At 64.7% G+C, this 22,833-nt stretch carries 22 protein-coding genes and 1 pseudogene; 18 read left to right on the top strand and 5 right to left on the bottom strand.

Going from position 1 to position 22,833, the window contains the following annotated elements:
• From ACLQI9_RS25770 to ACLQI9_RS25755, 4 genes are all read left to right on the top strand, one after another.
• Positions 1-180, top strand: a 180-nt coding sequence (locus tag ACLQI9_RS25770) for an alpha/beta hydrolase (RefSeq protein WP_442392363.1), incomplete at its 5' end; no start/stop codon positions are given.
• A gap of 84 nt (positions 181-264) precedes the next feature.
• Entirely contained in the window at positions 265-1,572 is a 1,308-nt protein-coding gene (locus ACLQI9_RS25765; RefSeq protein ID WP_442392362.1) for a hydroxyacid-oxoacid transhydrogenase, read from the top strand.
• A 91-nt stretch (positions 1,573-1,663) separates the two neighbouring features.
• The gene (locus ACLQI9_RS25760) at positions 1,664-2,143 is read left to right on the top strand and encodes an acyl-CoA thioesterase (protein ID WP_442380287.1); all 480 of its coding nucleotides are present in this window, start codon (positions 1,664-1,666) and stop codon (positions 2,141-2,143) included.
• A gap of 31 nt (positions 2,144-2,174) precedes the next feature.
• Complete coding sequence (locus tag ACLQI9_RS25755; protein ID WP_442380285.1) at positions 2,175-2,618, top strand: SRPBCC family protein; 444 nt, start codon at positions 2,175-2,177, stop codon at positions 2,616-2,618.
• Here the strand turns inward: ACLQI9_RS25755 and ACLQI9_RS25750 are convergent.
• Positions 2,615-3,319 (bottom strand): GntR family transcriptional regulator, encoded by a 705-nt coding sequence (locus ACLQI9_RS25750; protein ID WP_442380332.1) that lies wholly within the window; start codon positions 3,317-3,319, stop codon positions 2,615-2,617. The two genes, ACLQI9_RS25755 and ACLQI9_RS25750, sit on opposite strands and share 4 nt — an antisense overlap.
• A 116-nt stretch (positions 3,320-3,435) precedes the next feature.
• Here ACLQI9_RS25750 and fadD5 point away from each other — a divergent pair, with 116 nt between their 5' ends.
• The 14 genes from fadD5 to ACLQI9_RS25680 all read left to right on the top strand — a co-directional run bounded on the left by fadD5 (position 3,436) and on the right by ACLQI9_RS25680 (position 19,066).
• Positions 3,436-5,088, top strand: coding sequence for a fatty-acid--CoA ligase FadD5 (fadD5, locus tag ACLQI9_RS25745; RefSeq protein WP_442392361.1), 1,653 nt, complete (start codon positions 3,436-3,438; stop codon positions 5,086-5,088).
• A gap of 305 nt (positions 5,089-5,393) precedes the next feature.
• Positions 5,394-6,116 (top strand): MlaE family ABC transporter permease, encoded by a 723-nt coding sequence (locus ACLQI9_RS25740; RefSeq protein WP_442380330.1) that lies wholly within the window; start codon positions 5,394-5,396, stop codon positions 6,114-6,116.
• Positions 6,113-6,982, top strand: a complete 870-nt coding sequence (locus ACLQI9_RS25735) for an ABC transporter permease (protein ID WP_442380281.1) — start codon at positions 6,113-6,115, stop codon at positions 6,980-6,982. The genes ACLQI9_RS25740 and ACLQI9_RS25735 overlap by 4 nt, the downstream gene beginning before the upstream one ends.
• Before the next feature lie 5 nt (positions 6,983-6,987).
• Positions 6,988-8,310 (top strand): MCE family protein, encoded by a 1,323-nt coding sequence (locus ACLQI9_RS25730; protein WP_442392360.1) that lies wholly within the window; start codon positions 6,988-6,990, stop codon positions 8,308-8,310.
• The gene (locus ACLQI9_RS25725; RefSeq protein WP_442380278.1) at positions 8,307-9,347 is read left to right on the top strand and encodes a virulence factor Mce family protein; all 1,041 of its coding nucleotides are present in this window, start codon (positions 8,307-8,309) and stop codon (positions 9,345-9,347) included. Before ACLQI9_RS25730 ends, ACLQI9_RS25725 begins: the two co-directional genes overlap by 4 nt.
• A complete protein-coding gene (locus ACLQI9_RS25720; protein WP_442380276.1) occupies positions 9,344-10,924 on the top strand; it encodes an MCE family protein in 1,581 nt (526 codons plus the stop codon). The genes ACLQI9_RS25725 and ACLQI9_RS25720 overlap by 4 nt, the downstream gene beginning before the upstream one ends.
• The gene (locus ACLQI9_RS25715; RefSeq protein ID WP_442380274.1) at positions 10,921-12,549 is read left to right on the top strand and encodes a virulence factor Mce family protein; all 1,629 of its coding nucleotides are present in this window, start codon (positions 10,921-10,923) and stop codon (positions 12,547-12,549) included. The genes ACLQI9_RS25720 and ACLQI9_RS25715 overlap by 4 nt, the downstream gene beginning before the upstream one ends.
• Positions 12,550-12,620: 71 nt before the next feature.
• Positions 12,621-13,772 carry a virulence factor Mce family protein gene (locus ACLQI9_RS25710; RefSeq protein ID WP_442380271.1) on the top strand — a complete coding sequence of 384 codons (1,152 nt, stop codon included), beginning with the start codon at positions 12,621-12,623 and terminating at the stop codon, positions 13,770-13,772.
• Positions 13,766-15,334: a virulence factor Mce family protein gene (locus ACLQI9_RS25705; protein ID WP_442380270.1), complete on the top strand. Its 1,569-nt coding sequence runs from the start codon at positions 13,766-13,768 to the stop codon at positions 15,332-15,334. The genes ACLQI9_RS25710 and ACLQI9_RS25705 overlap by 7 nt, the downstream gene beginning before the upstream one ends.
• Entirely contained in the window at positions 15,304-16,071 is a 768-nt protein-coding gene (locus ACLQI9_RS25700; protein ID WP_442380268.1) for an Mce protein, read from the top strand. The genes ACLQI9_RS25705 and ACLQI9_RS25700 overlap by 31 nt, the downstream gene beginning before the upstream one ends.
• Positions 16,068-17,045 (top strand): RDD family protein, encoded by a 978-nt coding sequence (locus ACLQI9_RS25695; RefSeq protein ID WP_442380266.1) that lies wholly within the window; start codon positions 16,068-16,070, stop codon positions 17,043-17,045. Before ACLQI9_RS25700 ends, ACLQI9_RS25695 begins: the two co-directional genes overlap by 4 nt.
• The gene (locus ACLQI9_RS25690; RefSeq protein ID WP_442380264.1) at positions 17,042-17,656 is read left to right on the top strand and encodes a mammalian cell entry protein; all 615 of its coding nucleotides are present in this window, start codon (positions 17,042-17,044) and stop codon (positions 17,654-17,656) included. The genes ACLQI9_RS25695 and ACLQI9_RS25690 overlap by 4 nt, the downstream gene beginning before the upstream one ends.
• Positions 17,623-18,348 carry a mammalian cell entry protein gene (locus ACLQI9_RS25685; RefSeq protein ID WP_442380262.1) on the top strand — a complete coding sequence of 242 codons (726 nt, stop codon included), beginning with the start codon at positions 17,623-17,625 and terminating at the stop codon, positions 18,346-18,348. The genes ACLQI9_RS25690 and ACLQI9_RS25685 overlap by 34 nt, the downstream gene beginning before the upstream one ends.
• A gap of 4 nt (positions 18,349-18,352) precedes the next feature.
• The gene (locus tag ACLQI9_RS25680; RefSeq protein WP_442380260.1) at positions 18,353-19,066 is read left to right on the top strand and encodes a YoaK family protein; all 714 of its coding nucleotides are present in this window, start codon (positions 18,353-18,355) and stop codon (positions 19,064-19,066) included.
• On the opposite strand, the gene ACLQI9_RS25675 is transcribed toward ACLQI9_RS25680, so the two are convergent.
• The 4 genes and pseudogenes from ACLQI9_RS25675 to ACLQI9_RS25660 all read right to left on the bottom strand — a co-directional run bounded on the left by ACLQI9_RS25675 (position 19,059) and on the right by ACLQI9_RS25660 (position 22,813).
• Positions 19,059-20,180, bottom strand: a complete 1,122-nt coding sequence (locus tag ACLQI9_RS25675; RefSeq protein WP_442380329.1) for a phosphodiester glycosidase family protein — start codon at positions 20,178-20,180, stop codon at positions 19,059-19,061. The two genes, ACLQI9_RS25680 and ACLQI9_RS25675, sit on opposite strands and share 8 nt — an antisense overlap.
• 128 nt (positions 20,181-20,308) lie before the next feature.
• Positions 20,309-20,848, bottom strand: coding sequence for a hypothetical protein (locus tag ACLQI9_RS25670; protein WP_442380258.1), 540 nt, complete (start codon positions 20,846-20,848; stop codon positions 20,309-20,311).
• Between the two features lie 54 nt (positions 20,849-20,902).
• Positions 20,903-21,646 (bottom strand): pirin family protein, encoded by a 744-nt coding sequence (locus ACLQI9_RS25665; RefSeq protein WP_442380256.1) that lies wholly within the window; start codon positions 21,644-21,646, stop codon positions 20,903-20,905.
• 41 nt (positions 21,647-21,687) lie between these two features.
• Positions 21,688-22,813 (bottom strand): annotated as a pseudogene (locus ACLQI9_RS25660) (NDMA-dependent alcohol dehydrogenase).
• Between the last annotated feature and the right edge of the window lie 20 nt (positions 22,814-22,833).

Raw genomic sequence — 22,833 nt, 5'->3', positions numbered from 1 at the left:
TTTCGCGACGAAGCGGTCGACTATGCGCTACGGCTGCTTCGCGCCGGGGTTTCCGCCGAGCTGCACGTGTTTCCGCGCACCTGCCACGGCTTCGATTCGCTGCTGCCGGACTGGTCGGTTTCCGAGGAATTATTCGCCCTGCAGGGGCAAGCCCTTCGCCGCGTTTGGCACGGGGCGTGAGCGGTGCGGGACCTTCGCCTTCACTGCGCGGCCATCTTTGGCCGCGTGCGGTAGATTGCCGTCGCGACCGGCTCAGGAGGACGGATGGCGTGCTGCGATTTCCCAATTGCTGGAAAGGACTGCGACGGAGCCTTCACTGTCGACGCGTCGCGGGTCACCTTCGGGCGCGGTTGCCTGGCGGAGGTGGGTGACAGAGCCAGCGCGCTCGGGCTGCGGCGGGTGGCGTTGTTTACCGACGCCGGCGTGGCCAAACTGCCCATCTTCGCGAAGACACACAACTCGCTTGTCGCGGCCGGACTGGACGTAGTCGCCTATACCGACGTACATGTGGAGCCCACCGACGCGTCTTTTCTAGACGGGGCGCGTTTCGCGCAAGAGTTGAAGCCCGATGGCTACGTGTCGCTGGGCGGCGGCTCTGTCATCGACACGTGCAAGGCCGCCAATCTGTACGCCACCTATCCCGCTGACTTGCTGACCTACGTCAACGCGCCCATCGGCGAGAGCAAACCCGTACCCGGCCCGCTCAAGCCGCATATCGCGTGCCCCACCACGGCGGGCACCGGCAGCGAGGTAACCGGCATCGCAATCTTTGACCTTGTGTCGCTGTCGGCGAAGACCGGGATCGCTTCTCACGCGCTCCGTCCCACCGAGGCGCTCGTCGACCCCGACTGCACCGCGAGTCTGCCCCCCGAGGTCGTCGCCGCGGCAGGGCTCGATGTCCTGTCTCACGCTTTAGAGTCCTACACCGCGCGGCCCTACGTCCGGCGGCGCGCTCCCGAACGGCCCAGCCTGCGGCCCATGAGTCAGGGTGCCAACCCGTGGAGCGATTTGGGCTGCCGTGAGGCGCTGCGCCTGTTGGGGCAGTTTTTGGAGCGTGCGGTGCACGACGCTTCCGATAGCGAGGCCCGCGAGCAGATGATGTGGGCTGCAACGCTTGCGGGCATCGCGTTTGGCAACGCGGGCGTTCACGCACCGCATGGCATGGCCTACGCGGTGGCAGGGCTGGTACGTGACTTCCGCCCCCCGGGCTACCCGGCCGAGGAGCCGCTCGTGCCGCATGGCATGGCCGTCATCCTCAATGCACCGTCGTCGTTTCACTTCACAGCAGAGGTGAGTCCGGAGCGGCACTTGGAGGGCGCACGGCTGCTCGGCGCTGACACCCAAGGCGCCAGCGCGAATGATGCGGGCGAGGTGCTAGCCAACGAACTCATCCGCGTCATGCGAGCGGTACGAATGCCGAACGGGCTAAGTGCGGTGGGATACACCGAAGATGACGTGGTCGCCCTGACAGAGGGTGCTTACCCCCAGCAGCGCCTTTTACAGAACGCTCCGCGAGAGATGAGCAAACCAGTTCTGGCGGACCTGTTTCGGCGTGCCATGCGCTACTGGTAGTCAAACCACTCTCGCGTTTGTTCCACGGCCCGGGGCGATCCGATGTGCTCCAGCACGGCGCCCCGGATTTCCACCGTGGTCGAATACAACCATGACTCCGTCTTCTCCGGGTCCGCCCGACTCGGACGGGCTCACCAGCCGCGACTTTCCGGTGCTCTGGCCGGTGCTCACTCGATGGGCGGACAACGACATGTTCGGGCACCTGAACAATGCGGTTTATTACGAGCTTTTCGACACCGCGATCAACGGCTGGATCAACACGAATGTGGCTGTCGACCCGGTCACCATGGCGGCGCAAGGCATCGTCGCCGAATCGGGCTGCCGGTACTTCTCCGAACTGCATTTTCCGGAGCGGCTCGTCGTCGGGTTAGCAGTCACCAGGCTGGGGCGCAGCAGCGTCACCTATCGGCTCGGCATCTTCCGGGCGGCCGAAGAACTGGCCGCCCGGGAAGAACAGAAGATCGCGGCGCTCGGACACTGGGTGCACGTCTATATCGCCCGCACCGGCCGCCGGCCAGTACCGATCCCGGAGGCCATCCGGGAGCTGCTGTCGACGGCCTGCGTCGGTTAGGGCGCCGCGCGGCCCTCGTTATGCTCGGCCAATGCCGTTTGTGAGCAAGACCGTTGAGGTCGCCGCCGACGCGGCCTCGATTCTGGCCATCGTCGCCGACTTCGAGTCCTACCCGCAGTGGAACCAAGAGATAAAAGGACTGTGGGTGCTGGCCCGCTACGACGACGGACGTCCCAGCCAGTTACGTCTTGATGCTGCTTATGAAGCCATCGAGGACACGTTGATCCAAGCGGTGTACTACCCCGGCCCGAATCAAATTCAGACCGTCATGCAGCAGGGCAATCTATTCAAAAAGCAGGAACAGCTGTTCAGCGTCGTGGAGATGGGTGCGACGTCGCTGCTGACGGTCGACATGGAGGTCGAGACGGAGATGCCGATCCCCGCGCCGATGGTCAAAAAACTGGCGGACAACGTCTTGGACTATCTGGCTGAAAACCTGAAGCGGCGCGCCGAGGAGTTGTCGTCGCAGAGCTAGCCCCAGATCCGGCTGTGGTCCAGCGTCTCGGTGAGCCGGCGCGCGCCGTCGGTGAATTGCCAGTGGGTGTGCTCGACGACCGCGGCGGTGTCGCGGCGGCGCAGCGCCGCGATCAACTGGCGGTGGTTCTCGACGGCGGCCGCACCCCATTCCGGATCGGCGGCGTAGACCATCAACGGCATGTACCGGGCCACGTGCAGCAGGAACCAGGCCAATTTGATTCGCCCGGCGGCCTGGTTGAAGGCCCGGTGAAATGCGAACTCGGTCGCCGCGATCGCCTCAGTGTCCGCGGCGCCGACGGCGGCCGCCAGGGCCTCGGTGATGCGTTCGAGATCGTCGGTCTCAGCATCGGTGATGTGCTGGGCCGCCGTCGCGGCAAGCTCCTTGGCGATGGTCGCCTGCAGCCAGAAGATGTCGTCGATGTCCTGCCGGGTCAGCGGCAGGACGACGTGGCCGCGGTGCGGCTCGAGTTGCACCATGCCCTCGCCACGCAACTTCAGCAACGCCTCGCGCACCGGCGTGACGCTGACGCCGAGTTTGGCCGCGGTTTCGTCGAGCCGGATGAACGTCCCCGGCCGCAGCGCGCCCGACATGATGGCGGCCCGCAGATGGCCCGCGACCTCGTCGGACAGCTGCGCTCGGCGCAGCGGCAACCGCGACTCGCGTGGCGCGGAAAGCCGCGCAGAAGCGGGTGAACTCAGGGAAGTCACCGGGGTTGTCTTCGCGCTGCCAAGACCATAGTGTGATCCAGACAACACCAAGTTTTATCAAATATCAACTCGAGGCAAGAGTTAGCGACGAGAAAGGAATCGACTAGTTGACCGCCCAGTTGACGGGCCAGCAGGCTCAGCAGGCGGCTGCTACCGAGCAGCCCTATCTGGCGCGTCGGCAGAACTGGGTCAATCAACTCGAAAGGCATGCATTGATGCAGCCGGGCGCGACCGCGTTGCGATTCCTGGGCCACACCGTCACCTGGGCCGAGCTTCGCCGCCGCGTGGCCGCGCTGGCCGGTGCCCTGAGCCGCCGAGGGGTCGGTTCTGGCGACCGGGTGATGATCCTGATGTTGAATCGGGCCGAGTTCGTCGAGTCGGTGCTGGCGGCCAACATGATCGGGGCCATCGCCGTTCCGATCAACTACCGGCTGACGCCGGCCGAGATCGCCTTCCTGGTCGACGACTGCGAGGCCCGGGTGATGATCACCGAATCCGTCTTGGCCGCGGTGGGCAGTGGGGTCCGCAATATCACCTCAGTGCTGAACACCATCGTGGTCGCCGGCGACCCGGCTGACGAGGGCCTGCTGAGCTACGAGGACCTGGTGAACGAGCCCGGTGATCCGGCCGAACCGGTGGACATCCCCAACGACTCGCCGGCGCTGATCATGTACACCTCGGGCACCTCCGGACGGCCTAGGGGCGCCGTGCTGACCCACACCAACCTGACCGCTCAGACGATGACCGGTCTCTATACCCATGGCGTCGACCTCAACGACGTCGGCTTCATCGGTGTCCCGTTCTTCCACATCGCCGGAGTCGGCAACCTATTAACCGGAATGCTGCTCGGGATCCCCACGGTGATCCATCCGCTGGGCGCGTTCGACCCCGGGCGCCTGCTGGACGTGCTGGCCGCGGAGAAGGTCACCGGGATCTTCCTGGTGCCCGCGCAATGGCAGGCGGTATGCAATGCGCAGCAGGCGAATCCGCGCGACGTGAAATTGCGGGTGATGTCGTGGGGCGCCGCGCCGGCATCGGACACGCTGCTGCGACAGATGTCGGAAACCTTCCCCGGGACGCAGATCCTGGCCGCATTCGGCCAGAGGGAAATGTCGCCGGTCACCTGCATGCTGCTCGGCGAAGACGCGATCAGGAAGCGCGGCTCGGTCGGCAAGGTAATTCCGACTGTGGCTGCCCGCGTGGTCGACGAGAACATGAACGACGTGTCCGTCGGCGAGGTCGGTGAGATCGTCTACCGCGCACCCACATTGATGAGCGGCTACTGGAACGACCCGGCGGCGACAGCCGAGGCGTTTGAGGGCGGCTGGTTCCACTCCGGTGACCTGGTCCGGATGGACGAGGACGGTTACGTCTGGGTGGTCGACCGCAAGAAGGACATGATCATCTCCGGCGGAGAGAACATCTACTGCGCCGAGGTGGAGAACGTCCTCGCCGGCCACCCCGAGATCGTCGAAGTCGCTGTCATCGGCCGTCCACACCAGAAGTGGGGGGAGGTTCCGATCGCGGTCGCGGCGGTCGCGGCCAGCGGCCAGGAGAACAAACTCAGCCTTGAGGATCTCGATGAGTTCCTCAACGAGCGACTGGCGCGCTACAAGCACCCCAAAGGCCTGGAGATCGTCGACGCGCTGCCGCGCAACCCCGCGGGGAAGGTGCTGAAGACCGAATTGCGGGCACGCTACGGTGCTCCCGGTACCCCTCAAAGCGCTTACGCGTCAACGGATCCAACGAAGGCGGAGTGAAGCTGACATAACGAAGAACCCGCAGGTCAAATTGACGAGAGGCTAATAATGCGGATGCTATGCAAGCCCATGAGCCCATCGGGTACAGTCCTGTGGTCCGCCTTACTACCTGTGAGTAGGGAGACGGCGGTCACACACGTAGGGACGGGGCAAGGAGGACGCGTGCGACAGGATCCGCCGCGACGCCGTGAGGCACGCGGTTCCGTCCTGGGGGTGCTCCGGTGACGACGACGCAGCCACGAATCACCGATGCCGTCCGCGACCGGCTAGGTCCGCCGCTGGTCCTCGTCGGTGGCTTCTTCCGGATGTGCGTGCTCACCGGAAAAGCGTTGTTCCGCCCGCCGTTCCAGTGGCGGGAGTTCATCCAGCAGTGCTGGTTCATCATCAAGGTCGCAATTCTCCCGACCATGGCGGTCTCGGTGCCGGTGACGGTGCTTTTTATCTTCACGTTCAACATCCTGCTGATCCAGGTCGGCGCCGCCGACATTTCGGGCGCGGGCGCGGGGATCGCTGTGGTCACCCAGATCGGCCCGATTGTGACCGTGCTGGTGGTCGCCGGCGCGGCGGCCACGGCCATCTGCGCCGACCTGGGTGCGCGCACCATCCGTGAAGAGATCGACGCGATGGAGGTGCTCGGCATCGACCCCATCCACCGACTGGTGGTGCCCCGGGTTCTGGCCTGCACCCTGGTCGCGATGCTGCTCAACGGCCTGGTGAGCATGGTGGGACTGGTTGGCGGCTTCCTTTTCGGCGTCTACCTCCAAAACGTGTCCGGCGGCGCCTACCTCGCCACGCTGACCCAGCTCACCGGACTGCCCGAAGTGGTCATCGCGACGGTCAAGGCGTTGACCTTCGGTCTCATCGCGGGCCTGGTCGGCTGTTATCGGGGGCTGACCGTGCGCGGCGGTTCGAAGGGTCTGGGCACCGCGGTCAACGAGACCGTGGTGCTGTGCGTGGTGGGGCTGTACGCGGTCAACGTTGTGCTGACCACCATCGGTGTCAAGTTCGGAACGGGGGCCCTGGGATGACGGCGGTCCAAGTACTGAGCGGCCGCTTCCCGCGGGCAGCCGAGAACCTTCGTCGCTACGGTGACGCCGCGGTCCGACCACTTGACGTAGCCGGGAGGCTGGGCTGGTTCGCGCTCATCGGCGGTCGCGACATGGGATGGGCGGTGACCCGTTACCGCAAGGAAATCGTGCGGCTGATCGCCGAGGTCGGTATGGGTACCGGCGCCATGGCCGTCGTCGGCGGCACCGCGGTGATCATCGCGTTCGTGACGCTGTCGTCCGGCTCGCTGGTTGCCATTCAGGGTCTCTCGTCACTGGGCCACGTCGGACTCCAGACGCTGCTCGGATTTGTCGCCGCACTGATCAACGTGCGTCTGGTTGCCCCCGTCGTTTCCGGTGTCGTGCTGGCGGCCACGGTCGGCGCCGGCGCTACCGCCGAATTGGGCGCCATGCGAATCAGCGAGGAGATCGACGCGCTGGAAGTGATGGGCGTCAAGTCGATGGCCTACCTGGTCTCGACCCGGGCGCTGGCCGGGCTGGTGGTGATCATCCCGCTCTACTCGTTGGGGTTGATCATGTCGTTCCTGTCGCCGCAAATCATCACGACGGTGGTGTACGGACAGGCTTCCGGCACCTACGAGCACTATTTCCGGACCTTCCTGCGGCCCAACGACGTGTTCTGGTCGTTCGTGGAGGTGATTATCATGGCGGGCGTCGTGATGCTGACCCACTGCTACTACGGCTACAACGCCAGCGGCGGCCCGGTCGGTGTCGGTGAGGCCGTAGGCAGGTCGATGCGTTTATCGCTGGTCTCGGTGAATGTCGTTGTCCTGTTGGCCGAAATGGCGCTCTACGGCGTCAACCCGAACTTCAACTTCACGGTGTAGCCGCCATGACAATGCCGCGAGGAAAAGAAAACAAACCGCCGCTCCAGCCGTACCGGGTTGCCGGTGTGGTGGTTTTTCTGATCGCTGCGCTCGTGCTGTGGCTGGTGTTCCTGCAGTACCGCGGGGATTTCACGCCGAAGACACAGCTGACGATGCTGTCGTCCCGGGCGGGATTGGTGATGGATCCGGGTTCGAAGATCACCTACAACGGAGTTCAGATCGGCCGGGTAGCAACCATTTCCGAGGTGCAGCACGACGGCAGGCCGGCGGCCAAGTTCACCCTGGACGTTTATCCGAGATATCTCAGGCTGATTCCGGCCAATGTGGACGCCAAAATTGTCGCGACCACACTGTTCGGCGGTAAGTATGTGTCGTTTACTTCGCCGGAAAACCCGACGCCGCAACGGATCACGCCGCACAGCGTGATCGACGCGACACACGTGACGACGGAGATCAACACGTTGTTCCAGACGATCACGTCTCTCTCCGAGAAAGTCGACCCGGTCAAGGTGAACCTGACGCTGAGCGCGGCCGCAGACGCGTTGAACGGGTTGGGCGACAAGTTCGGCCAGTCGATCGTGAACGGCAACGCCATCCTCGATGATGTCAATCCGCGGATGCCGACGATCCGCCACGACATTCAACAGTTGGCGACGCTTGGCGACACCTACGCCGACGCGTCACCAGACCTGTTCGACTTCCTCAACAACGCGGTCACCACCGCACACACGGTGCACCAGCAGGAAAAGGAACTGGATCAGGCGTTGTTGGCGGCGACCGGCTTCGGCAATACCGGCGCCGACATCTTCAACCGGGGCGGGCCGTACCTGGCACGTGGCGCCGCCGATCTGGTGCCGAGCGCCAAGCTGCTGAACACTTACAGCCCGGAGCTTTTCTGCACCCTCCGCAACCTCAGCGAGGCCGAACCGAAGGTCGCCGCGTTTACCGGTGGCTTTGGCGGCTACGAGCTGCGAACCAACACCGCACTGCTTGGCGGGTTGGGACTCCTGGGGTCTCTCCCAGGTCTAGGCATCATGTCGGCCGCATTAGTGCCCTCAATGGGACTCGCAGCGATAGCCGGACTGGTCGGCGGGGCGCCGAATCCCTATATCTACCCGGAGAATCTGCCGCGGATAAACGCTCACGGCGGGCCGGGCGGTGCGCCGGGTTGCTGGCAGAAAATCACCCGTGATCTGTGGCCGGCGCCGTATCTGGTGGCGGACACCGGCGTCAGCGAAGCGCCGTACAACCACGTCGACGTCGGCTCACCGTACGCAATCGAGTACGTCTGGGGCCGCCAAGTGGGGGACAACACGATCAACCCATGAAAATCACCGGTACTGTGGTCAAGCTCAGCATCATCGGGATGGTGCTGCTGCTCTTCACCGCGCTCATCGTCGTGGTGTTCGGTCAGATGCGCTTCGACCGGACCTATAGCTACGCCGCGGAGTTCACCAATGCCAGCGGGCTGCGCAACGGCCAGTTCGTCCGGGCCTCCGGGGTGGAGATCGGCAAAGTCAAAAACATCAAGCTGGTCGATAACGGTCATCGGGTGCGGGTGGACTTCGACGTCGACCGCTCGGTGCCGTTGTACCAGTCCACGACAGCACAGATCCGCTATCTCAACCTGATCGGTGACCGCTACGTCGAGCTCAAGCGCGGCGACGGCGAGGGCGCGGACCGGGTCCTGCCGTCCGGCGGATTCATCCCGCTGTCGCACACTCAGCCGGCCTTGGATCTCGACGCGCTGATCGGCGGTTTCAAGCCGCTGTTTCGCGCGCTGGACCCGGAGAAGGTCAACAACATCGCCTCGGCCATCATCACCGTCTTCCAGGGCCAAGGCGGCACCATCAACGACATCCTCGACCAGACCGCGCAGCTGACCGCCCACATCGCCGAGCGGGACCAGGCGATCGGCGAGGTGGTCAAGAATCTCAACATCGTGCTGGACACCACGGTCAGGCATCGTGCGCAGTTCGACCAGACCGTCGACAACTTCGAGAAACTGATCACCGGACTGAACAATCATGCCGACTCGCTGGCCGCCAACACCGCGAACATCAGCAACGCGGCCGGAACGGTGGCCGACCTGTTGGCCGACAACCGGGCCCTGGTGCACGACACGCTGAACTACCTGGATCCGATCCAGCAGGCGATCGTCGATCAGCGTGACAAGTACGACGACATACTCCACCGGTTGCCGACCGGGTTGAACACGGTGGGCCGCGCCGTCGGCAGCTACGGAGACTGGGTGAACTTCTACTTGTGCGACCTCACGCTGAAGACCGACGGGCTGCAGCCCGGCGGTCCGGTCCGCACGGTCAGGATCTGGCAGCAGCCTTCGGGTAGGTGCACGCCGCAATGAGAACGCTGGAACCTGCCAACCGGCTTCGGATCGGGCTCATGGGCCTGGTGGTGCTGCTGCTGGTCGTCGGCGTGGGCCAAACCTTCACCAGTGTCCCGATGTTGTTCGCCAGCCCGGGCTACTACGGGCAGTTCACCGACGCCGGTGGAATGACCACGGGCGACAAGGTGCGCATTGCGGGCCTCACCGTCGGTCAAGTCCAGGCCATCAAGATCGACGGCGACCACGTCGTGATGAAGTTTTCGACCGGCAGCAACACCATCGGCACCGAGAGCCGGCTGGCGATCAAGACCGACACGATCCTGGGTAAGAAGGTGCTCGAGATCGAGCCGCGGGGCACCCAGACGTTGCGGCCCAATGGCACGTTGCCGCTCGGGCAAAGCACCACGCCGTATCAGATTTACGACGCGTTCTTCGACGTCACCAAGGCCGCCGCCGGCTGGGACATCGACACCGTCAAACGGTCGCTGAATGTGTTGTCGCAGACCATCGATCAGACCTACCCGCACCTGAGTGCGGCCCTCGAAGGGGTGGCCAAGTTCTCCGACACCATCGGCAAGCGTGACGAGCAAATCACGCACTTGCTCGCGCAGGCCAACCAGGTGGCCAGTGTGCTGGGTGACCGCAGCGAACAGATCGACCGCCTGTTCGTGAACTCGAACACCCTGCTGGCCGCGTTCAACGAGCGCAGTCGGGCCATCAGCGCGCTGCTGGGTAACGTCTCCGCTTTCTCTGCCCAGGTGCAAAACTTCATCAACGACAACCCCAACCTGAACCATGTGCTGGAGCAGCTGCGCACCGTCAGCGACCTGCTGGTGGCGCGCAAGGACGACCTGGCTCAGGCAGTCACCATGCTCGGCAAAACCATCGCCGCCTTTAACGAAACTGTCGCGTCGGGACCGTACTTCAAGATATCACTGGCCAACTGGTTGCTGACGCCGTACTGGGTCTTGCAGCCGTGGGTGGATGCGGCGTTCAAGAAGCGCGGCCTCGATCCCGAGGAGTTCTGGCGCAGCGCGGGGCTGCCGGCGTTCCGGTTCCCCGACCCCAACGGCACCCGGTTCCCCAACGGTGCGCCGCCGCCGGCGCCGCCGGTGCTGGAGGGCACCCCGGACCACCCGGGGCCGGCCGTCCCGCCGGGATCGCCTTGCTCGTACGCCCCGGCCGCCGGCGCCTTCCCGACTCCTGTGAACTTCCTGCCCTGCGCGATGGCAGGTGTCGGCCCGTTCGGCGACAACCCGTTGGCGCCGACCGACGTCCTCTCGTCGCCACCAAACCCGAACGGTCTGCCGCCGACACCGGGTATCCCGATCGCCGGGCGGCCGGGCGAGCCGCCGCCGAATGTTCCGGGCACACCGGTGCCGATCGCGCCGGGACCGCCTGGAGCGCGCACCGAGCCGCTGGGACCCGCCGGTCCGGTTCCGCCGCCGTCGACGTTCGCGCCGGGGCTGCCGCCTGGGCCGCCGGCGTCGCCGGGGCCTGGAAACCAGCTTCCGGCTCCGTTCATCCCGCCGGGCCAAGGAGGAAACAGCCAGCCAGGCGGCGGGGGAGGCAGCTTGGGAGGTAACCAAGGTTGAGCACCGTCTTTGATATCCGAAACGTGCGGCTGCCGAAGCTCTCCCGGGCATCGGTGATTATCGGCTCGCTCGCGGTTGTGCTCGCCCTGGTCGCGGTGTTCGTGGGGATTCAGCTCTACAAGAAGTTGACCAACAACACCGTGGTTGCATACTTCCCGGAGGCGAACGCGCTCTATTCGGGGGACGACGTCCGGATCATGGGTGTGCCCGTGGGCGCGATCGACAAGATCGAGCCGGCCGGCGACAAGATGAAGGTGACCTTCCACTACGCCAACAAGTACAAGGTGCCGGCCATCGCCTCGGCGTCGATCCTCAACCCCACCCTGGTGGCGTCGCGGTTCATCCAGTTAGATCCACCCTATAGGGGCGGCCCGGTGCTGGCCGATAACGCCGTGATCCCGATTGAGCGCACCCAAGTGCCCACCGAGTGGGACCAGCTCCGCAACACCATTAACAACATCATCTCCAAACTCGGCCCCACCAAGGAGCAACCCAAGGGACCGTTCGGTGAGGTCATCGAGACCTACGCCAATGGGCTGGCTGGCAAGGGGAATCAGATCAACACCACGCTAGACGCCCTTTCGCGGTCGTTGACCGCCCTCAACAAAGGCCGCGGCGACTTCTTCGCCGTGGTGCGCAGCCTGGCGCTGTTCGTCAACGCACTGCACGCCGACGACCAGAAGTTCGTGGCGCTCAACAAAAACCTGGTCCAGTTCACCAACAGCTTGACCGGCTCCGACCGGGACCTGGCCAACGCCATACAGCAGTTTGACGGTTTGGTCACCACACTTCGCCCGTTCCTCGCCAAGAACCGTGAGGTGCTGACGCACGACGTCAACAACCTCGCCACCGCGACCAACACGCTGCTCCAACCCGACCCACTGAACAGTTTGGAAACCGTCCTGCACATAGCGCCGACGGCGTTCGCGAATCTCAATCAGATTTACCATCCGGCGATCGGCGCGATCGTCGGCCAGCCGGTGAACATTCTCGGCTTCACCTTCTCGAACCCGATGGAGGTGATCTGCAGCTCGATTCAGGCCGCCAGTCGGCTGGGCTATCAAGAATCCGCCGAACTGTGTGCGCAGTACCTGGCGCCGGTTCTCGACGCGATCAAGTTCAACTACGTACCGTTCGGGTTGAACCCGTTCATCACCGCCGCGACGTTACCCAAGGAGATCGGATATTCTGAGCCGCGGCTGCAGCCGCCGCCCGGCTACAAGGACACCACCGTTCCCGGGATCTGGGTGCCCGACACACCGTTGTCGCACCGCAACACCCAGCAGGGTTGGATCGTGGCGCCCGGAATGCAAGGGACGAAGGTGGGTCCGATCACGGCGGGCTTGCTGACCCCCGACTCGCTTGCCGAACTCATGGGCGGACCGGACACTGCGCCGGTCCAATCGAACCTGCAAACCCCGCCGGGGCCGCCGAACGCATACAACGAGGAGCCCGGTCCACTGCCGTACATCGGCCAGCCGAATCACCCGGCGCCGATACCACCGCCGCCGCCCGGGCCGGAGGTGGTCCCCGGTCCGGTCGCCCCGACGCCGGCGCCGGGCCCGGCACCCGCTGGACCGCTGCTGCCCGCTGAGGCAGCCGGATCGACAGGACCGGGCCAGTGAGGCGCGCGACGAGCGCGATGAGCGCGAGGAGCAAGCCGAACCGACAGCCAGTGAGGCGCGCGGCGAGCGCGATGTGCCTGATCCGCCACCGGGCCTGGCAGGGGTTGGCTCTAATAGTCGCGGCGCTGATGCTGAGCTCATGTGGGTGGCGCGGTATCTCGAATGTGCAGATCCCCGGCGGCCCGGGCACCGGAGCCGGCTCCTACACCGTCTACCTGCAGGTGCCCGACACGCTGTCGATCGACGGCAACAGCAAGGTCATGGTGGCCGACGTGTTCGTCGGCTCCATCCGCAAAATCGAGCTGAAGAACTGGGTGGCCACCCTGACACTGGGCGTGGACAAGAGCGTCAAGCTGCCCAAGAACGCCACCGCCAAGATCGGGCAGACCACCCTGCTGGGTTCTCAGCATGTTGAGTTGGCCGCGCCGCGCGACCCGTCTCCGCAACGGCTGAAGAACGGAGACACCATCCCGCTGCAGAACTCCTCGGCGTATCCGACCGTCGAGCAAACGTTGGCCAGTCTCGCAATGATTTTGCGCGGCGGAGGCATCCCGAACCTCGAGGTGATTCAGAACGAGGTCAACAACATCTTCAGCGGTCGCGGGCCGCAGATCCGCGCGTTTCTCGGCAAGCTGGACACCTTTACCGCCGAGCTCAACCAACAACGCGACGACATCACCCACGCCATCGACTCCACCAACCGGCTGCTGGCCTATGTGGCCAAACGGTCGGACGTCCTGGACCGCGTGTTGACCGAATTCCCGCCGCTGATCAAGTATTTCGCGAATAAGGACTATCAACAGCATTTGATCGACGCCACCGATGCGCTGGGCCGCCTCAGCCAGGCCGCCAACCAATACCTGTCCGAAACGCGGGGCCCGCTCCATCAGAACCTGCAGCTGCTGCAGTGCCCGTTGAAGCAACTGGTCCGCGCCGCGCCGTATGTGCTCGGCACGCTGAAGATACTCGGCACCATACCGTTCGACATCGACACTGCTCCGAAGCTGATTCGAGGCGACTTCATGAACGCCTCGCTCAACCTCGACACGACGTTGTCGACCGTCGATAACGCGTTCCTCACCGGGACCGGGTTGTCCGGCGCGTTGCGGGCGCTCGAGCAGTCGTATGGCCGGGATCCGGAAACGATGATTCCCGACGTCCGCTACACGCCGAACCCCAACGATGCCCCCGGCGGACCACTGGTGGAGAGGGCGACATGCTGACCCGTAACATCAAACGCCAGCTGATCCTGTTCGGCATCATCACGGTGATCGCGCTGGTGGTGCTGGGCGGGTATTACCTGCGCCTTCCGAGCTTGGTGGGTATCGGCCAGTACCAGCTGAAGGCCGACCTGCCGGCGTCGGGTGGTCTGTATCCGACGTCCAACGTGACCTATCGCGGTATCACCATCGGTAAGGTCACCGACGTCGAGCCGACCGAGCACGGCGCGCAGGCGACGATGAGCATCGCTAGCCGGTACAAGATCCCGGTCGATGTGTCGGCGAACGTGCATTCGGTATCGGCGGTCGGTGAGCAGTATCTGGACCTGGTGTCAGTGGGCAACCCGGGCAGGTTCTTATCGCCCGGGCAGACCATCACCAAGGGCACGGTGCCCAGTCAGATCGGGCCGGCACTGGACACCGCCAACCGTGGGCTGGAGGTGCTGCCCAAGGAGAAGATCAGTCAGTTGCTCGACGAGACGGCGCAAGCGGTCGGCGGGTTGGGTCCGGCGCTGCAACGGCTGGTCGACTCCACCCAGGCGATCGCCGGCGACTTCAAAACCAACATCCATGACGTCGACGACATCATCCAGAACTCCGCCCCGATCCTGGACAGCCAGGCCGATTCCCGTAGCGCGATCGAGCGCTGGGCGCACAACCTGAACGTCTTGGGCGCGCAGGCCGCGGAAAAGGACCAGAACCTGAAAGACGTGCTGTCGAAGGCGGCACCGACCGCCGATGATCTCAACGCGGTGTTCAGCGACGTCCGGGAGTCGCTGCCGCAGACGCTGGCCAATCTCGCGGTCGTGATCGAGATGCTCAAGCGCTACAACCCCGGCGTCGAGCAGGTGCTGGTGCTCCTTCCGCAGGTTGGTTCGATCGTCCAGGCGATTTCCGCGCCGTTCGAGAAAGAGCACATGGCTGCGCTGGACCTCGGACAGGCGATCAACTACCCGCCGGGATGTATGACGGGGTGGCCTTCGGCAGCGGAGTGGCGGTCGCCGGCGGACACCAGCTTGGCGCCCCTGGCGGAAGGAGCGTACTGCAAAATCCCGCAGGACGCCCCTTACAACGTGGTGCGCGGAGCGCGCAACATTCCATGCATGGACGTCCCGGGTAAACGAGCGGCGACGCCGAAGGACTGCCGCAGTGGCAAACCCTACGTGCCGCTGGGCACCAACCCGTGGTACGGCGACCCGGACCAGATCCGGAACTGCCCGGCGCCCGGCGCCCGGTGCGATCAGCCGGTCGATCCCGGCCACGTGATCCCGGCGCCGTCGATCAACAACGGTCTGAACCCGCTGCCGGCCAATCGGCTGCCGCCGGGAGGGTTGACGCCGCCGCCGATCAGCGATCCGCTGCAGCGGCCGGGTTCGGGTACCGTGCAGTGCAACGGGCAGCAGCCCAACCCGTGCATCTACACTCCGGGCGGGGGTCCGCCCACCGCGGTCTATAGTCCGCAGAGCGGTCAGGTGACCGGCCCCGACGGATTGAAATACTCCGTCAATAACTCGAGCCAAACAGGAGACGACGGATGGAAGGAGATGCTGGCGCCAGCCGGCTGAACCCCGCCGATACCGACGACTCGTCGTCAGAACCGCACGAAACCGAGCAGACCTGCACCGAAACAACCGCCGAGGGTCTCGTGGAGACGGAACCCGAGGATGAATCCGAGGCTGAAGTCGACTTAGACACCGAGACGGAACCCGAGGATGAATGCGAGGCTGAAGTCGACTTAGACACCGAGACGGACGCCGAGGATGAATCCGAAGGGGGAAACGCCCCCATTGTTGGGGTGAACCCCTCGCGCCTGGGCCGCGGGTGGTTGATCGGCATCACGGCAGCACTTCTCGTGCTCGCCGGCGGCGTCGGTACCGGTGGCTATTTCGCGCTGCGCGCCAACCAGGAAAGCCAGGCCATCGCGCGCCACGACGTGGAGGCCGTGCAGGCCGCAAAGGATTGTGTCGTGGCAACCCAGGCGCCCGATGTCAATGCGATGACCGCTGGCGCGCAGAAGATCATCGACTGCAGCACCGGGAATTTCCGTGCTCAAGCGGTGCTGTACAGCAGCCTGTTCGTCCAGGCTTATCAGGTTGCCAACGTTCACACCCAAGTGTCCGATATGCGTGCTGGGGCAGAACGCAACTACGACGACGGCTCGGTCGATGTGCTGGTGGCATTCCGCGTCAAAGTGTCCAACAGTCAGACGCAAGACCGAGAAGTCGGCTACCGATTGCGGGTGAAGATGGCACCCGCTGAAGGCCAATACCGGATTGCCAACATTGACCAGGTGGCGAAGTGACGGCGGTGGTCGAGCGGACCGAGACCACGCCGGAAGTCGAAGCGGCAGCGCCAAATACCCTGGCGCGCTGGCACATCCGCGCGGCTGCGTTCGTCGTTGATGTGCTGCCTGGCGTCGCCGTGGTGGCGACGATGTTGTTGGTCTGGTTGGCCGTGCCGCTGCACAGCACGTGGTGGTGGCTATGCGTTTACCTCTTGGCGACCGTGATTATGCTGACCTTGATTAACCGGGTGGTGTGGCCGGCGAACCGCGGTTGGAGCCTGGGCCGTGCCCTCATGGGGATCGTGGTCGTTCGCCCCGATGGGACCTCCGCGGGACTGGGCCGGCTGTTGTTGAGAGACCTCGCCCACCTGCTCGACACCATTTCGATATTCGTGGGCTGGCTGTGGCCGCTGTGGGATGCGCGCCGGAGGACCTTCGCCGACTTGCTGCTCCGCGCCGAGGTGCGCCGCGTCGAACCGGATCAGCGGCCCGGCAAGATCCGCCAGCTCATCGCAATCATCGTGGCGGCCGCGGCGCTGCTGTGCATCGGCGGTGCCGCGTTGAGCTTCACGGTGACCTACCTGCAGGATCGGCGGTCCGACCAGACACGCGCTGCGATCCAGGCGCAGGGACCGAAGATCGTCGCCGAGATGCTGACCTACGATCCGAAATCGCTGCACGAGGATTTCGCCCGGGCTCAATCACTGACGACCGAAAAATACCGGGCGCAGTTGGTCCCACAGCAGGAGTCAGTGCAAAAGGGCCACCCCCTCGTCAACGAGTATCGGGTGACCAACAGCGCGGTACTGTCCGCAACGCCGGATCGGGCGACGATGCTGCTCTTTCTGCAGGGTCACCGCGGCGGAGGCAATGAGGAACGCCTCATCACTGCCACCGTTCGGGTTTCGTTCGTCAAGGGCGCAGGCGAGCGTTGGCTCGTCGACGACCTGACCGTCGTGACGAAACCCAAACCGCCCAAGGGTGAAAAATGAGCCCGCGGCGCCGAATTCAGCCTGGCGAAGAGCCGCTCCTCGTCGAGCGGGTACCGAAAACGTCGGTGTGGTCGCGGTTACCGGTGCGGCGGTTGAGGTTACCGCGCCAGTGGTGGAAACCGTCGCGACAGTGGGCCGTGCCTATGGCGATGGCTGTCGCCGTGCTGCTCGCGGCAGGCGCAGTCACGGCGTCCTCGTTCATCCTCGTCAACCACAGATCGCACCACCAGGTAGCGATGAAGGAAGTCGACGTGCTCGGCTTCGCTCGATCGTTTATGACAGGCTTCACGTCGCTGGATCCGTTTCACGCCAACGACTATGTAGACCGGTTGCTAGCACAGGCCACCGGCGATTTCGCCAAGCAGTACCGGGAAAAGGTCAACGAGATCCTCATCAACGTCGCCCAAGCGGAGCCGACCAAGGGCACCGCTCTGGACGCCGGGGTGGAAAGGTGGAACGACGACGGCAGCGCAAACGTGCTGGTGGCTACCGAAGTCACGTACAAGTCTCCCGACCGAAAGCAAACAATCGCGAACACAAGTCGTTGGGTGTTAACCGCTCAGCGGGAAGGCGACCAGTGGAAGATCAGCAGCCTCCAGCAGGTGATCTGACAGACGAAACCCCCGATAGCCAGTCGGGAGATGATGCGTCCGTCGAAATCGACGCTGCCGAAACCGAAGTCGAGCAGCCCGAACCGGAAGTGCCCGAGGATCAATCCACGATCGACCCGGTTGCAGGCGACGAAACCGGCGATGACAAAGACGATCTTGGCGTGCGGGCGCGGCGACCGGCCGGCAGGCGCCTGGGCATTGCGGTTGTCGTCGCGGCCGCATTGTTCATCGGCTGCACGGCTTTTGCAGCGGCGATGGTCCAGCCGTATCTGGTTGCTCGCGCCACCGTGAACACCAAGCTGCAGATCGCGCGGACCGCGGCCAACGCCATCACCACGCTGTGGACCTACACACCGGAAAATATGGATACGCTTGCCGACCGGTCGGCGAAGTACCTCAGCGGCGATTTCGAGGCCCAGTACCGCAAATTCCTTGATGCGATCGTCGCGCCCAACAAACAGGCGAAAGTCACCAACAGCACGGTAATCACCGGGGCCGCAGTGGAATCACTGAACGGCCCGGATGCCACCGCCATCGTCTACACCAACACCGCGTCCACCACTCCGGCCACCAAAGAGATGCCATCGCTGAAGTACCTGTCCTATCGGCTGGTCATGAAACGCGACCGTGCGCGATGGCTGGTCACCAGGATGACGACCATCACCTCGCTGGATCTCACCCCGCAGACCTAACGACATGGCCGCTGGCGTGATGGCCTCGCCGGTATCGGACCGGCTGACGGTTGCCGCGTTGTTACTGTTGACCTTTGCGACCGGCATCGTCGATGCGATCAGTGTGCTGGTACTCGGTCACGTTTTCGTCGCGAACATGACCGGCAACATCATCTTCCTCGGATTCTGGTTCGTTCCCGACGCGGGCGTCGACCTGACCGCCGCAATCGTCGCATTCGCCGGATTCCTCACCGGCACCGTAATCGGAGGCCGGTTGGCCCGACGTCTCGGCGCGCAGTCCCGCCGCTGGCTCACCACATCGCTGGGCACCGAGGTCGTCGCGTTGGTGGCGTTGTCGATCCTGACCGGCACGGGTGTGCTGAGTTATCACTCCAACACCAAACTCCTTTTGATCGTCGGGTTGGCAATGACATTCGGCGTGCAGAACGCTACGGCGCGCCAGTTCGGCATCCAGGAGCTCAGCACCACCGTGCTGACGTCGACGGTCGTCGGTCTGGGTGTCGACAGCAGGCTGGCCGGCGGCACGGGTGAACGCGAAAAGCTGCGCATCAGCGTCATTCTCGCGATGTGTGGGGGTGCCATCGTCGGTGCCACGGTCTCGCGGTTCACCGTGGCTCCGGTGATCGCCGCGGCTGCCGCGGTGGTTGCGGTCAGCCTGCTGATCTTCCGGTTCGGACCCGACACGCCGACGACCCGCATCGCCGCCGAAACTAGTTGAAGGCGAGCCAGCTGGGAAGTGAGCGCTCGTGCGAGTCGCAAAGTACCTGTTGGGTATCGCAATTCCCCTTCGGTACGCCGGCTCCGGCCCACATGCCACCGGTGTCGCGGCGCAGTACGATCGCCGACGATCCGCCGCCGTCGAGCAAGACGGCGGTGTCGCTGCCCAAGCCGCGGAACAGATCCTGGATGTTGTCCGGCGTGTAGCTGCCGCCTTGGAACACATACATCTCGTCACGGGGCTTCGAATAGGCGAGGGCGGTGCGTGCTGCGCTGGGCCCGCCGTCGTGGAGTTGGCCGGTATTCCCCGGGGATAACAGTCCGAGCCCGCTCACCGCGACGAACGACTCGCCCTGGTTCACTAAGCCGTCGACGACCGAGGTGGCAGCGTCGTAGTCATGGCCGTCCCGGCCGCCCCTGGGCCACATCACCGACGGCGCCCCATGGGTCGGCAGGATCATCGTCGCCAACGCGCTCCAATTCTCGCCCCCGCCGGACAGACCTTGTTTACCCGCATAGGGAATCGTGCCGGTGACCGCCTGATTGGCCCGGCCCTGGCCGCGAGTGTTGTCGACGTAGGCACCCAGCGGCGAACTACAACCCGTGGACCGCCACGCGCCGGCCTTCTGCCCGCGGACGTCGAAGAAGTTGGCATTGATGGCGATCGTGGGCTGGCCCGTCACCTGCCAGGCCTGCACCGGCGCGTAGGTCTCCGACGCTTGCATCAACCCGTCGCCGGTGCGCGCCCCGGGGTTGCGCTCACAGCGTGCCTGGAAACCGCGATGGCTATCCACCAGCAGATGCGGTGAAAGCCGTTGCGAGGCACCTTTGATGATCATCAGGTGGCCGCCGCTGCTCCCGTCATACCAGCTACCGCCGGCGTTGAGCATCGGTGCCGGATGCCCACCTCCGAAGTTGTACACCAGGTAGGAACCCTGGGTGCTCGCGATGGCATTGGCCAGCAGGTCGCGGGCCTCGGCCCGCGCGACCGGTCGCCCGGTGCTGGTCGCCAGCGCCAGGCACAGCGTCACCCCGACGCAGCAGGCTGCGATGCGCCGGAAGCCGGCGGCGAGAGACGGCACGGTTGCCCTTTCGGCGCGAAAATAGGTAGAAATAGCACAACATTAAGCACAGGGTTATCACAGGAAACTTGCATAACAGTCGCGTGACGGTTTAGGCGCAGTCCAATGACGTTCGGCCGCTGGGGCTTTGCGGCTACGACCCGGAGGGCGAACGAACCCGGCTACCCGGCGTACTTCGTCGTCTCGGCGGTGCCCGCCGGTTCCATCGTCAATTCGGTGCCAGCAGCCGATTCGGGCGAACTCGTCGCCTCGAGCCCCGGCGGAATCCGGTGATAACCGCGGCGGCCGTAGATGAGGGTGACGATGCCGCCGAGCAGCAAACCGATCGCCAGCCCGATGGCGGTCATCGTGAGCGCTTGCGACAATCCGGCATCGGCTTGGCCGTCGAGGTACACCCGGACGTCGTATGCGTCGTTGTCGAATCCGGACATCAATCCCTTGACCACCTGTGCGCCAGTGGGCCCGGCGTCCTCGTTCACCACGGCGATGGGGAAATGCCGCAGGTTGGTCATCGGCGTCAAGATTCCGCCGAGGTAGAAGGCGGCCAGTGCCCCCCACAACGCCAGCGTGATGACGATCGGGACGGTCCAGAACCACACCGACCGCGTAGTTCTCGAGCCGGCCAGGCCGAACCGGCGCGCGCCACCCGGGTGCGGAAGCGTGGCGTTCGGTGCTGCGTGACGGCCTTCAGGTTCAGACATTCGGGGTCACTTTCGTCCGCGCCCACCCTATGACGCCGGTCGCAGTGTTGGTGCTTACGTTGCGATCTTGCCGAGCGTCGCGTGCATCTCCCAGACCAAAATCTCGCAAGCCTCGCGGGCCGTGACGCGGATGCCGTCCGAGGCAGTGAACCGCACGGCGTTGCCTTCGGCCAGCTCGACCGCCGTGTCCGGGCCCTGCATGGTCAGCAGGCCACGTGCGACGAACAGGTGCAGGTAGGGCGCCGCCGGTAGCTCGACACCGTCGCCGCTGCGCAGTCGCGCGGCGTGCAATGCCGTAGATCGGTTGTGGATGACGATAGCGGCGTCGTGCCCGGGCATGCCCGACGCGATCGTCGCCAGACGGCCGTCGAGAAGCTCGTCGCCGATCTCGTGCTGCTGGTAGCCCGGGGCGATTCCCGACACATCGGGCAGCACCCACATTTGCACGAAGCGCACCGGCTCGGTGGCCGAATCATTCTTCTCGGAGTGCAAGATGCCGGTGCCCGCCGACATCCGTTGAGCCAGGCCGGGATAGACGACTCCACTATTTCCAGCGGAGTCGCGATGCGCCAACGCGCCGTCCAACACCCAGGTCACGATCTCCATGTCGCGGTGCGGGTGGGTGTCAAAACCAGCAGCCGGCTGCACCACATCGTCGTTGTTGACCAGCAGCACGCCGTGGTGAGTGTTGCCCGGGTCGTAGCGGTCGCCGAACGAGAATGAGTGCCTGGAGGTCAACCACGACGTCGTGGTCACCGCCCGGTCGGCGGCTCGCCGAATCTGCACGGTGCCCGGCACGCCTGCCAACCTAGCCCGGCGACGATGCAGAGCGAAACGATCTACCAATCGGCCTCGGCGTAGCGGATGACACCACGAATGTTCTTGCCGTCCAGCATGTCCTGATAGCCCTGGTTGACCTCTTCCAGCCGGTAGGTGCTGGTCACCATCTCGTCGATCTTGAGCAGGCCCGACTTGTACAGCCCCACCAGTCGGGGCGTCTCGACATGCGAGTTGCCGCCCCCGAAGATGTTGCCTTTCAGCGTCTTCTGCAACATCGTGAACAAGAACAAGTTGAGTTTGACGTCGACGTCGATCATGGCGCCCATGCCCGTCACCACGCAGGTACCGGTCTTGGCGGTCAATGTCATCGCTTCCTCGACCATCTCACCGCGCATCTCGCCGACCGCGATGATGACTTTGTCCGCCATCAGGCCGTAGGTCAGGTCGATCATCGGCGCGATGGCGGACGCCATCGACTCGTAGACATGGGTGGCGCCGAATTTGATGGCCTGCTCGCGTTTGAACTCGACCGGATCGATCGCGATCACGTGCTCGGCGCCGGAGAGCACGGCGCCCTGCAGCGCGCTCATCCCGATGCCGCCGACGCCGACGATCGCCACGGTCTCACCCGGCGCAACCTGGGCGACGTTGGTGGCCGAGCCGAAGCCCGTCGGTACTGCGCAACCCAGGATCGCGGCTGATTCGAACGGGACGGCAGGATCGATCTTGACGACCGAGTCCTTGTGCACGGTCATGTACGGCGCGAAGGTGCCGAGCAGGTTCATCGGCGAGACGTCGTGCGACCCGGCCCGCACCCGGCAGGTGCCGTCGGCGATGGCCTTGCCGCCGAGCAACACCGCGCCGCGGTCGCACAGCGACCGGAAGCCCTTCAGGCACGGCGGGCATTGGCCACACGCCGGGATGAAGGCAAGGATGACGTGATCACCCTCGGCGATGCCGGTGACGCCCTTGCCGACCTTGGTGACGACGCCGGCGCCCTCGTGCCCGCCGAGTGCGGGCACGCCCGATCGGCGTGGCGCCGGTTGTCAGGTGGTAGTCGGAGTGGCACATGCCCGCGGCATGCATTTGGATCTGGACTTCGTCTGCGACGGGATCGCCCACGTCGATCTCGTCGACGCGGAAGCCCGAGTTGAGCTCCCACAGAAGCGCGCCTTTGGTCTTCACCCGAGCGATCTTAGCCAACC

It is taken from the genome of Mycobacterium sp., from assembly GCF_052143115.1.
Classification (GTDB): Bacteria; Actinomycetota; Actinomycetes; order Mycobacteriales; family Mycobacteriaceae; genus Mycobacterium.
Note: the sequence above shows the minus strand (reverse complement) of the source record. Positions and strands in the feature narration are given on the sequence as shown.

Bases quoted from the DNA above. Each gene is read 5' to 3' on its own strand.
- ACLQI9_RS25720 (WP_442380276.1), top strand. From the start codon at position 9,344: ATGAGAACGCTGGAACCTGCCAACCGGCTTCGGATCGGGCTCATGGGC.
- ACLQI9_RS25740 (WP_442380330.1), top strand. From the start codon at position 5,394: ATGTGCGTGCTCACCGGAAAAGCGTTGTTCCGCCCGCCGTTCCAGTGG.
- ACLQI9_RS25765 (WP_442392362.1), top strand. From the start codon at position 265: ATGGCGTGCTGCGATTTCCCAATTGCTGGAAAGGACTGCGACGGAGCC.
- ACLQI9_RS25725 (WP_442380278.1), top strand. From the start codon at position 8,307: ATGAAAATCACCGGTACTGTGGTCAAGCTCAGCATCATCGGGATGGTG.
- ACLQI9_RS25700 (WP_442380268.1), top strand. From the start codon at position 15,304: ATGGAAGGAGATGCTGGCGCCAGCCGGCTGAACCCCGCCGATACCGAC.
- ACLQI9_RS25680 (WP_442380260.1), top strand. From the start codon at position 18,353: ATGGCCGCTGGCGTGATGGCCTCGCCGGTATCGGACCGGCTGACGGTT.
- ACLQI9_RS25760 (WP_442380287.1), top strand. From the start codon at position 1,664: ATGACTCCGTCTTCTCCGGGTCCGCCCGACTCGGACGGGCTCACCAGC.
- ACLQI9_RS25730 (WP_442392360.1), top strand. From the start codon at position 6,988: ATGACAATGCCGCGAGGAAAAGAAAACAAACCGCCGCTCCAGCCGTAC.
- ACLQI9_RS25705 (WP_442380270.1), top strand. From the start codon at position 13,766: ATGCTGACCCGTAACATCAAACGCCAGCTGATCCTGTTCGGCATCATC.
- ACLQI9_RS25670 (WP_442380258.1), bottom strand. From the start codon at position 20,848: ATGTCTGAACCTGAAGGCCGTCACGCAGCACCGAACGCCACGCTTCCG.
- ACLQI9_RS25690 (WP_442380264.1), top strand. From the start codon at position 17,042: ATGAGCCCGCGGCGCCGAATTCAGCCTGGCGAAGAGCCGCTCCTCGTC.
- ACLQI9_RS25735 (WP_442380281.1), top strand. From the start codon at position 6,113: ATGACGGCGGTCCAAGTACTGAGCGGCCGCTTCCCGCGGGCAGCCGAG.
- ACLQI9_RS25755 (WP_442380285.1), top strand. From the start codon at position 2,175: ATGCCGTTTGTGAGCAAGACCGTTGAGGTCGCCGCCGACGCGGCCTCG.
- ACLQI9_RS25710 (WP_442380271.1), top strand. From the start codon at position 12,621: ATGTGCCTGATCCGCCACCGGGCCTGGCAGGGGTTGGCTCTAATAGTC.